Here is a 10,706-nt window from a genome sequence, read left to right on the forward strand (position 1 = left end):
TATTTCTCTAACAAAAATACCTTCTGCATTAATATCAGCAAATTTTTTATCTCTTTCTCGATCTCCCTTTGTTGAAATTTCTTTAAATTCAAATCCTATTTCTGGAAATTTTTTTTGTAGTTTTTCTTTTACTATATTACACTGTTTCAAAGCAAGATTGCTATCACGAGTACCTATAATATAATTTTTACCCAATTTAATCATCCTTATTTTCTTAATTTTATAAAAAGAGATTCTCAAATTCAACATTAATGCTGATAAATATAAATTTCCAATTTAAAAAAACAACTATATTTAAATCAGTTTTCCAATTCTATTTAAAGGTAGATCTATTTCATTTTTTAATTTAGAGAATTTTTTTTCTTTAAGACTCAATAAGATCACTGAGGCTGGCCCGGCTGATTTTAATAAATCAAGCTTATTATTTATTAGTTCAAAATCATAATTATTTTCTTTAGCCATAATTTTTGCCTCATATAAAATACCTTTAGAACCCACTGGTAAAAATTGACTAATATAATCTAGTTCTTTAAGCTGAAGAAATTTTTTGAGATTAACTGCTTTTGATTTATACTTCATCAAATTTTCTCCAACTAAAGGTAAACCTGCTGCTACAATTATATTATTCTTGTTAGAAAAAGTATATTTTTTTAATTTTTCCAGAGTTATTTTTCCAATCACTGTTACTCCTAAAGCAGTCTGAACTGTCTTTATATTTTCTTCTGTACTCCCATTTAAAAGTTCAGCTGAACTAAGCAGCTTAAGATTCTCCTTAATTCCTGCAATAATTTCTTTGCCTGTCGGTTTGTACTCTACTGCAAGATTATCAATTACTGAAATAACTTCAGCTCCAATAGACATAACCTCCATCAAAGGTACCTTAACCGTATATTTACCAAGAATTTTATTGGAAACTTTTATTTGGTCATATTTTTTTTCGCCTATGCCTCCTGCAGAATCACAGGCAATTACCAGAACCTCTTTTTCATTAATCTGCAGCAGAGAAATATCACGAAGACTATTAATTACTTTCATTTATTAATTTCCCACCTTATCTTTTAAATATTTAGCAACAACTACTGCTAATAAAATATTGACAAATGAAGCCACTGTCAGAACCGGAGCTGTTCCATAAAAAAATGGGATTCCAAAAAAAGGTATTAAAACAGCAGCTGCTGCTACTCCATTTAAAAATGTAGTAATAACTACAGCTAGATAAACATTTTTTTCAATAAAATATGAAAATATCAAACCACAGATTCCCATAATCAATGCAATTAATAAATGAATTGGCCCCAGAACAAAACCAGAATTAAGAGCAGAAAGTAAATGCCCTAAAGCTAAAACAATTCCTCCAGCTGGACCTCCAATAATTATAGCTCCTAAATATCCAGGCAAAGAATCAAGGGCAATACTCCCAACCGGTCCAGGAAATTTAATATATGATCCTACTACAGATAAAGCTGTTAACAGAGAAACTTTAACTAAAAGTGAAGTTTTTGAATTCTTTATACTAATCGAGTTATAATTTTTCATGTTTTATAAACCACCTTTGTTATATTTTTAGGTCTTAAAAAATACTTAGAGTTAAAAGAAAAATTAATTCTCCCAATTCAATTATCGCTCCATGAATATCTCCAGTGATTCCACCCAGCTTTTTATGGCTCCAGCTGGCTAAATAAATAACTAAAAATGAAGTAATAACTACCGATAATAATATTGGATAAAGAAAAAATGATTTTGTAAAATAAAAATAACTATAAAAAATTGAAATTGTTATCAAAGTACTATAAAACAAGTCAATCAACTCTGCACTTTTACTCAAAGCACCTCCTAACATACTGCTCTCTGCTGGCTTAATAAATATTACAACATAGCCTAAAATATAGCGAATTAGTACAGCCATAATTATAATCGCCTGTATATTTCCTCGAAGCAAAAGTTCTTTAAAAAGCAGATATTTCAAAGCTAAAATTAAAATTAAAGTCACAAGAGCAAAAATACCAGAATTTGAATCATGCATAATTTTTATGGTTTTTTCTTTATCTCTACCTGCAAAAAAACCATCTGCAAAATCTCCCAGACCATCTAAATGCAGTGCTCCGGTTAAATAAACATAAATTATTAGTAATAATAACGCCCTGATCTCAACAGCAAAAATATATGATAGAAAATATTCACTTATAATAATAATAACTGCTAGTAAAAGTCCGACCAGTGGGAAATAATTGATCTTTAATTCTGAAATTTCTTTTAGCTTAACCGGAACTCGACTCATAAAAGTTAGAGCAGTAAAAAAATTATTTATAATTTTTTTCAAAGCACCCTAACCTCCTCGTCATCTAAAGTAAATTTTTTAATGTTTTTCAATCCTTTTTCTTTAATCTCAAGCGGCAGCCCAGCCTGAACTAAATAAACTTTATCAGCATATTTTGCTGCCATACGAGCAGCTCTTCCCGAAATATCTCTAAAATCTCTGCCCATTTTAGAAGCTGGTACAACTCCCTTACCTGTTTCATTCTGAACTATAATCAAATTTAATTCTTTTTTTCTAGCAATTTTTAAAATAATCTCTACTTCATCTAAAATTTCAGCTTCCATTTTTTCAAAATCTTTATTTTGTTTTTTAAAAATTAAATTACCAAGATAAGTAGTTAAACAATCAAATAAAATGGTTTTATTTTTTTCTATATTTTTTAAATATGAACTAATACTATAAGCTTCTTCTACTGTCTGCCATTCAGACGGTCTCTGCTTTTGATGTTTTTCTATCCTTAATTCCATTTCTGAATCAGTTACAACACCACTTGCTAGATAAATAACATCCAGACCAGCAATTTTCTTTGCAATCAGTTCAGCAAAGCTACTTTTACCGCTTCTGGCACCACCCTGAATTAAAATAACCCCCATTTCAATCTCCCCCTTTTTAACTTAATATCGTTTTCAATTTTTCAATTAAGATCTTATTTGACTTTCTGTTTTTAACAGCAACTCTAATATAGTTATCCTGTAAGTTATAATAACTATCACAATTACGAATTAAAATAGCTACTTTGGAAAGTTCCTGTTTCAATTCTGCTGAGTTATAATTTGTTTCTGAAATATCTATAAAAATATAATTAGTTGTTGGCTGATAAACTTTTAGTCTCTTGAATTTTTTTAGTTTTTGATAAAGGTATTTTCTTTCGGCAGCAATTTTTTCTCGACTCAATTTAACATAATCTTTTATTTCCTGCTGATTGGAAAAAATAATTTCTCCAGCCAGCTGCGAAAAATAATTAACTGACCAGGGATCTCTTTTAGTTTCTAGTTCTAAACTTAAGTTTTTATTTGTTAGAGCATACCCCAACCTTAAACCTGGAATAGCAAAAAGTTTGGTCATTGATTTAAGTATTACTAAATTATTATAGATGTCTAATAAGTTAATTGTTGAATATTTATCTGGCTCAGTTAAGAAATCTATAAAGGCTTCATCTATTAACACAACAATCTCTTCTTTAGCTGCTTTTTGAATTATACTTTCAAGTTCAGATGTTTTTAATAAATGAGCAGTTGGATTATTGGGATTACAGATAAATAATAGATCAATATCTTTATTTAAGCTTATTTTTAACTTTTCTAGATCCAGTTTAAAATCAGCTCTTTTACTTAAACTGAAATGTTCTATTGCTGCATTTGCTGACTCTGCTGCAAGTTCATATTCCGAAAATGTAGGATCAATCACCATAACTTTTTTGGGTTTTAATATCTTTGTCAGCTGGTAGATCATTTCGGCTGCACCATTAGCAACTGTTACCTGCTCAGGATCAAGAAAGTGTTTTTTTGCTATAGCATTTTTAAGTGATTTCGAATTGACCTCAGGATAATTGTCTATTTTATTGATATTATTTTTAATAGCTTCTAAAAGTAAAGACGGGGGTCCTAAAAAATTAATATTGGCACTAAAATCAATGATTTCATCAGGATCCAAATTGTTTTCTTGAGCCGCCTCAATTAATCTGCCTCCATGCAAATGTTCCATCATTAACCCTCCTTTCTATTCCACCAGAAATTATTTTAACTCTTTTTAAATACTCAAGCTCTGTTTTTTCTCTAATTTCTTTTAAAATTTTTTCTGAATTTAAATTTTTAGCGGCTAAAACTCCAATCATAGTACCGCTGTGGGCAATATTAATTCCATAAATTCTATCATTCTTTTTAATTATCTGTAATAACTTATTCAGATCTTTTTTATAAAGAATTTTTTGATGAGCAAGACTGCTCAAAGTAGTACCTTTTCCTAACAAATAATAATTATTTTTTTTAAAACCACTTTTTATTAATTTAAAAGATTTTTTTATTTTTTCTTCTTTATTTTTATTTAAAAGATTTAATTTTTCTGATTGATTAAAACTAAGAGAATCCACAGTTCCTTTTTCCTTAAAGATTAATATATCTATTTCAGGAGGAAAAGCAGTAAGTAAATAATCTTTTTTTCCATTTAAGTGATCAAAAAATCTAATTCCTTCCAAAAAAACACTGTCAGTGGGTTCTAGATCAAGACATATTTTTTTTAAAAGCTTAAAATCAACTTTATTTTTTAATAAAAGCATCACAGCAGCCCCAGCAGCACTTATATCTGCTGTGGAAGAAGCCATTCCAATTCCGGATATTAATTCAGAGTTTAGTCTGATTTTTACAGCTTTCTCTTTAAAATTATAATGATTCAATATTTTTTTAACAGCAATTTCTGTTTTATAAGTGTTTTCTGTGCTAGAGTTATTTTTATTGATAATTATTTTATTTTCAGAATCAGTAAAATGAGCATTTACTTTAGTATATAAATTTATCGGGCAGGAAATCAAAAAATTCTGGTCATCTATGATTCCCTGAAGCAGTTCTCCACAGCTACCTGGAACTCTAAGTATAACTTGCTGCACAATTCTTTCTCCTTTCATAACTAAACTTTCATAACTAACTTAAATTTAAAATTTAACTTGATAAATATTTATTCTAATATTTTCAAACTGTTAATATTTCTAAATCAAAGCAAAAATAACTAAAGCTAATATTATAAATAATCCAACCGTATAATAAATTATCTTATTTAACTTTAAAATATCGTTAGCTTCAAACTTTTTCTTTTTTTGTCCGATATAGGCTCTAAAACTCTGCTGCCCATGATAATAATTGTATCCTCCAAAACGAAGAGAAAGTGATCCTGCCGCCGCTGCCTCTGGATAACCAGCATTAGGACTGGGATGTTTTTCGGCATCATTTAAAACTGTTTTAAAAGCTGACTTAAAATCTAAATCAAGCAGAAAAGAAGCTGCAATAATTAAAAAAGCTGTAATTCTAGCGGGAATATAATTAAAAAAATCATCAGTTTTAGCTGCTGCATAACCAAAATTTATATATGTATTATTTTTATAACCCAGCATCGAATCCATAGTATTTACTGCCTTATATGTAACAGCAAGTGGAAGCCCTCCTAAGAGATAATAAAAGGCAGGTGCCAAAATTCCATCGGAAGTATTTTCGGCCAGAGTTTCTAAAACTGCTCTAATAACTTCCTGACGACTGCTCTGACTGCATTCTCTACCCACAATTAAATCCACTTTTTTTCTGGCCTGCTCCAAATCATTAACTTTGAGGGCAAAATAAACATCTTTACCAGCCTTGATCAAACCCTTTAAGGCCAGCATTAAACTTAAAAAAATTATTTCAATAGAATAAGCAAAATATTCATTTAGCCGCAGTGACTGCTGAATAATATAATTTGAGATAAAATAGCTAACTAATAAAACTATTATTACTAAAACTCCACCCTTTAATTTAGCAGCTAAAGCATCATCTTTTTCTTTTTGTAAATATTTTTCCAAAAAAGTTATTAAGCTTCCTATTATTACAACAGGATGTGTAATCCAGTCCGGATCAGAAATAATCAAATCTATAATTAAGGCAATAACTAAAAATAATATAAGCTGCAAATTAAGCACCTCTACTTTTTTTATAGATTAAAGCTTTTTCCAAATAATTTTTCACTATTTGAAGATTAGAAGCAAAATGCAGATGTATATAGGATGCTAAAATATTATCCAGACTGCTGTAACCTTCTTCTTTGTTTCGATAATTATAACTTTTTTTTACATTTTGATCAATCTCTGAAATTCTGGAATAATGAAAAACATGTCCTCTTGCTTTTTCTCCTTTTTTAAATAATAAATTATCAGCTGAAGCCTCAACTTCTTGATATCCCATTTCCTGTAATTTAGAAGTCATTTCTATTTCAGCCGGAATTAAATCCAGCATTTGATATTCCCTGCCTTCAAAATCTTTGATCTGATTGCAGAAATACATTAACCCTCCACATTCTGCATAAACTGGAAGTCCCTCTTTGACTTTTTCTTTAAAATCACTTTTAAATCCTCTATTTGCAGCAAGTTCCCGCAAAAAACTTTCGGGAAATCCTCCTCCCAGATAAACTGCATCTACTTCAGGTAATCTAGAATCTGTTAAGGGGCTGAACTTAACAATTTGTGCTCCCGCTGCTTTTAAAAGATCTAAATTTGTTTGATAATAAAAGTTAAAAGCCTGATCAGAGGCAATACCTATTTTTATATTTGCCGATTCTATTTTTTCTTTAAAATTTTTCGAAAAACTATTTACCTTAACTTTTTTTTCTCTTGAAATATTTTTGTTTTTTAATTTATTATCTTTATTCATATCTTTTTTAATTGATTTCGCAGCTAAATTATCTTTAAATAAATCTTCTGATTCGACTTGCGAAATTTCTATTAACTGCTCAATATCAATATATTTTTCCATAACTTTAACTAATTTTTGACTGTATGCTTTAAGTTCACTACTTTCAGAAACTGGTACCAGACCAAGATGTCTTTCCGGTAATTCTAGATTTTGATTCTTAGGAAGATAGCCTAAAACTACTAAGTCAGCCATTTTAGCTTTAATTGCTTCTTTTAATAATTTAAAGTGATGAGGACTGCTGATATTATTAATTATAACTCCTTTTAGATTTAATTTTTGATCATAATTTTTATAACCATAGACTACTGCTGCAGCACTCTGAGCAACCTTGCGAGCATCAATAATTAAAATAACAGGTGCCTTGATAATTTTAGCAATTTCAGCTGTGCTGCTGGTCGAATTCTTACCTTTACCATCAAAAAGTCCCATTACTCCTTCAATGATCGAAATATCAGCCTGCTTACTATTTTTTGAAAAGACTTCCTTAACTCCAGCTGTTCCCAAAAAATAACTATCTAAATTATAAGAATTCCTACTACAGATTAAAGTATGAAAACCAGGATCTATATAATCTGGTCCAACTTTAAATGGCTGTACTTTAAGCCCGCGCTTTTTAAGTGCTGCCATTAAACCTAATGATATTGTAGTTTTACCAACTCCACTCCGACTGCCGGCAATAACGATTTTCTTATTCATCTTTTACTTCCTCCTCAAAAACTGCTAGAGTAATCCCTGGATATTTTTGCTTATCTACTATTAATTTCCCGTTGTTTGATGCCAAAATTGCTGCCGGGGCTGCTGCTGCTGCAACTCCAATTGTTTTTTTTACAAAATCTGATTTTTTTATTTTTAAACTATCTTCGATTTCTCTAATTTTTTTCCGCTCAATTATTTCCAGGGGCCAGCCGTTTTCTTCTGCCAGCTTTAAAATTCCTTTTTCATTTCTTTTTAAATCAATAGTTGCTAATTTTTTTATGCTTTTTTGAGATAAATTATTTTCAATCAAAATTGAATTTAATGCACTTTTAATATCTAAAAAAGATGTGTTTTTTCTACAGCCAATGCCAATAGTAATATTTCTAGGAATTAAATGCAGCTGATTTTCTTTTAATTCATACTGCTGATTGGAAATTATAACTTCAAAAACATCATCTTTAATCTCGTTATTAACATGATTTAAGCTATGTTTTTTTAATTTTTCAGTTTCTTTAATATTAATTTTATAATCAGTATAAATATGAACTTCTTTACCAAATAGTAAAGCTCCATTTGCTTTTTTTAATCTTTTAAAAGGTTCTATTTTACAGTTGAGTTTCTGAGCTAAAAGGTCAAATGCAGGCTGATTACTGCAGTCCGTGGCGGTAGTAATTACAGGATTAGATTCTAAAATATCTGCAATTTCTGCTGTCAGCTGATTTGCTCCTCCCAAATGACCGGAAAGAGTACTAATTACATTCTGGCCTGAATCATCAATTGTTATTACAGCTGGATCAGTTTTTTTGCTATTCAGCAGCGGGGCAATTATCCGCACAACTATCCCCAGGGCCATAATAAAAACTAAGCCATCATATTTATTAAATATATCATTTACTGTTGTTTTAAATGAATCAAAATAACAAAATTGATCATTCTTATCTTTTAACTTTTTTGGTGAATATATATCCAAGCTGCTGGCTACTTTTTTTAGCTTTAGAGCTATTTTTTTGGCGGCTGGAGTTAAAATGATTATCGCTATTTCTTTATCTTTCAGCATAGTTACACCTCAGTTTTGTAATTAACTTTAATATAATTAATCAAATTATCAACTTCATTAAAAAACAGGGGATAGTTTATCTTAGGTCTTTGAATCACAATAACAGCTATCCCCAACTCAACTGCTGCCTCAATTTTACTTTTTAAACCACCACTATCTCCACTTGCTTTAGTAATTATTACATCAGCCCCATATTCTTTAAATAAAGACTGGTTGAACTCTTTAGTAAAAGGACCTTTAGCTGCAATAATATTTGCAGGGGGTAGACCAAGCTCAATAATATTTTTAATAAAAGCAGGAAAAGTCATTACTCTCAAAAAAAGTCTTTTCTCGTAATTAGAAATCCCCTTAAGAAAAATTTCTATATTTTTAGAGCCAGTGGTTAAGAATATCTTTTCAAAATCATTTGCGATTTTTGCCGCCTGTTCATAATTTGAAGTTTTTATGATTTTGGCATTATTATACGCATACTGACTTAAATCAACTTCTTTTCTTTCAAAACGCAAATATTCAATTCCCGTTTCTTCAGCTGCTTTTATTGCTTTTTTACTTATTTCTTTTGCAAAAGGATGAGTAGCATCCACCATTAATGAAATTTTTTCATTTTTTATTAAATTATACATATCATTCTGGTCTAATCTTTTTTTAATTACTCTGATTTCAAATTTATCTTTTATTAATTTTTCTCCATAATCTGTAGTAACGGCAGCTATTAAATTTTTCTTTTGTTTTTTTAAAGCTTTGATTATTTGATAACTATCAGATGTTCCAGCAATAACTAAAATCATATATTGTAACCCCTTGGGGTAATTATCTTTTGATTTGATATGTAACTTTGAGAATTGCCGATTATCACTGTTGTCAGCATATCCACTTTTTCTAAAGGCATCTTCTTTAAAGTGGTGATCATAACCTCTTCCTCATCTCTTCCTACACTGTGGACAATTCCAACTGGTGTTTCGGGATTTCGATATTCTAAAAAAATTTCTCTAGCTTTTTTTAGCTGTTTTTTTCTTCTGCTGCTTCTAGGATTATAAAGAGTAGTTATAAAATCTGCTTCTGCAGCAGCTTCTAATCTTTTTTTAATCAGATTCCAGGGAGTTAAAATATCACTTAAACTTATTACCGTATAATCATGCATCAGTGGAGCACCAAGCACAGCCGCGGCAGCATTAGCGGCAGTAATACCTGGTACAATGTCAATTTTCAGATTAATTTTTTGATCTTCAACCATTTCTAGTGCCAGACCTGCCATTCCATAAACACCCGGATCACCACTACTAATCAAAGCACATTTTTTACCTTGTTTGGCATAATCAATTGCTTTTTGAACTCGTTCTTTTTCTTTTCTCATCCCACTGATATATATCTGTTGTTCTTCTGTAATTAATTCTTTTATACATTCAATATATTTTTTATAACCAACTATAACCTCTACCTTTTTTAAAATCTGATAGGCTCTGCGGCTGATATCAGATAAATTACCAGGACCAATACCAATTATATATAAATTTTTATTTAACTTCATCCAATCATCCTTTCTGCAGAATTCTGCAGGAATACTTTTGCAAAATAAATTTCGCTACAATAATCAATTTTTTAAATCAATTCGAATAATTCACTTTTAGATTTGGGCACAGAAACATTTGAAGATATTCTGCCATTTTGAATAAGTTTTTCATAGACCTCAATTATCCAAGGTTTTATAAGATCTGATTCTTTAAGAAGTTTGTTATCTCTAAATATTTTTTCTGAACTTCCTTCTCCAATAATCTTCCCATCAGAAAAAATATAAATATAATCTGCCCACTGATAAGCTAAATCAACATCATGAGTTGATAAAATTACAGTAGTTCCTTTTTTATTAATCTGATTAATAAACCCCAATATTTCTTTTGAGTGTTTTGGATCAAGCCAGACAGTCGGTTCATCAAATATTATAAGCTCAGGTTTCATAGCTAGGATATCAGCTATAGAAATTCTTTTTTTCTGGCCATAACTTAATAAATGAGTCGGTTTATCTTTTATATCAGTAATCTCCATAATCTGCATAGCTTCATCAACACGTTCTCTGGTTTGTATTTCAGATAAACCCAAATTAAGTGGACCAAATGAAATTTCTTGAAAAACACTGGATGAAAAAAGCTGCATATCTGGATCCTGAAAAACTATACCAATATTTTTTCTTAAATTTTGCAGTTCTTTT

12 protein-coding genes and 1 pseudogene are annotated in these 10,706 nt (G+C 29.9%); all 13 read right to left on the reverse strand.

Annotation, left to right across the window (positions count from 1 at the left end; all coding sequences use genetic code 11):
* Positions 1-195 (reverse strand): annotated as a pseudogene (locus CI949_RS11710) (hydroxymethylbilane synthase); the annotation flags it as partial.
* 99 nt (positions 196-294) lie between these two features.
* On the reverse strand, positions 295-1,035 hold the full coding sequence (locus CI949_RS11715; protein WP_290766794.1) for an AIR synthase related protein: 741 nt from the start codon (positions 1,033-1,035) through the stop codon (positions 295-297).
* Positions 1,036-1,038: 3 nt separating this feature from the next.
* Positions 1,039-1,536 (reverse strand): ECF transporter S component, encoded by a 498-nt coding sequence (locus CI949_RS11720; RefSeq protein ID WP_089716129.1) that lies wholly within the window; start codon positions 1,534-1,536, stop codon positions 1,039-1,041.
* A 34-nt stretch (positions 1,537-1,570) separates the two neighbouring features.
* Positions 1,571-2,320 (reverse strand): adenosylcobinamide-GDP ribazoletransferase, encoded by a 750-nt coding sequence (cobS, locus tag CI949_RS11725; RefSeq protein ID WP_089716128.1) that lies wholly within the window; start codon positions 2,318-2,320, stop codon positions 1,571-1,573.
* Complete coding sequence (gene cobU, locus CI949_RS11730; protein WP_089716127.1) at positions 2,317-2,910, reverse strand: bifunctional adenosylcobinamide kinase/adenosylcobinamide-phosphate guanylyltransferase; 594 nt, start codon at positions 2,908-2,910, stop codon at positions 2,317-2,319. Before cobU ends, cobS begins: the two co-directional genes overlap by 4 nt.
* Positions 2,911-2,926: 16 nt before the next feature.
* Positions 2,927-4,021 carry a threonine-phosphate decarboxylase CobD gene (cobD, locus tag CI949_RS11735; RefSeq protein WP_089716126.1) on the reverse strand — a complete coding sequence of 365 codons (1,095 nt, stop codon included), beginning with the start codon at positions 4,019-4,021 and terminating at the stop codon, positions 2,927-2,929.
* On the reverse strand, positions 3,990-4,919 hold the full coding sequence (locus tag CI949_RS11740) for a GHMP kinase (protein WP_089716125.1): 930 nt from the start codon (positions 4,917-4,919) through the stop codon (positions 3,990-3,992). The genes cobD and CI949_RS11740 overlap by 32 nt, the downstream gene beginning before the upstream one ends.
* Before the next feature lie 99 nt (positions 4,920-5,018).
* Entirely contained in the window at positions 5,019-5,969 is a 951-nt protein-coding gene (gene cbiB / locus CI949_RS11745; RefSeq protein WP_089716124.1) for an adenosylcobinamide-phosphate synthase CbiB, read from the reverse strand.
* Between the two features lies 1 nt (position 5,970).
* Entirely contained in the window at positions 5,971-7,443 is a 1,473-nt protein-coding gene (locus CI949_RS11750) for a cobyrinate a,c-diamide synthase (protein ID WP_089716123.1), read from the reverse strand.
* Positions 7,436-8,500, reverse strand: a complete 1,065-nt coding sequence (gene cbiG / locus CI949_RS11755; protein ID WP_089716122.1) for a cobalt-precorrin 5A hydrolase — start codon at positions 8,498-8,500, stop codon at positions 7,436-7,438. The genes CI949_RS11750 and cbiG overlap by 8 nt, the downstream gene beginning before the upstream one ends.
* A gap of 2 nt (positions 8,501-8,502) precedes the next feature.
* The gene (cobK, locus tag CI949_RS11760) at positions 8,503-9,288 is read right to left on the reverse strand and encodes a precorrin-6A reductase (RefSeq protein WP_089716121.1); all 786 of its coding nucleotides are present in this window, start codon (positions 9,286-9,288) and stop codon (positions 8,503-8,505) included.
* The gene (cobJ, locus tag CI949_RS11765; RefSeq protein ID WP_089720544.1) at positions 9,285-10,028 is read right to left on the reverse strand and encodes a precorrin-3B C(17)-methyltransferase; all 744 of its coding nucleotides are present in this window, start codon (positions 10,026-10,028) and stop codon (positions 9,285-9,287) included. The genes cobK and cobJ overlap by 4 nt, the downstream gene beginning before the upstream one ends.
* A gap of 71 nt (positions 10,029-10,099) precedes the next feature.
* Positions 10,100-10,706, reverse strand: a 607-nt coding sequence (locus CI949_RS11770) for an energy-coupling factor ABC transporter ATP-binding protein (protein ID WP_290766805.1), incomplete at its 5' end; no start/stop codon positions are given.

Source organism: Halanaerobium sp. (assembly GCF_003070835.1).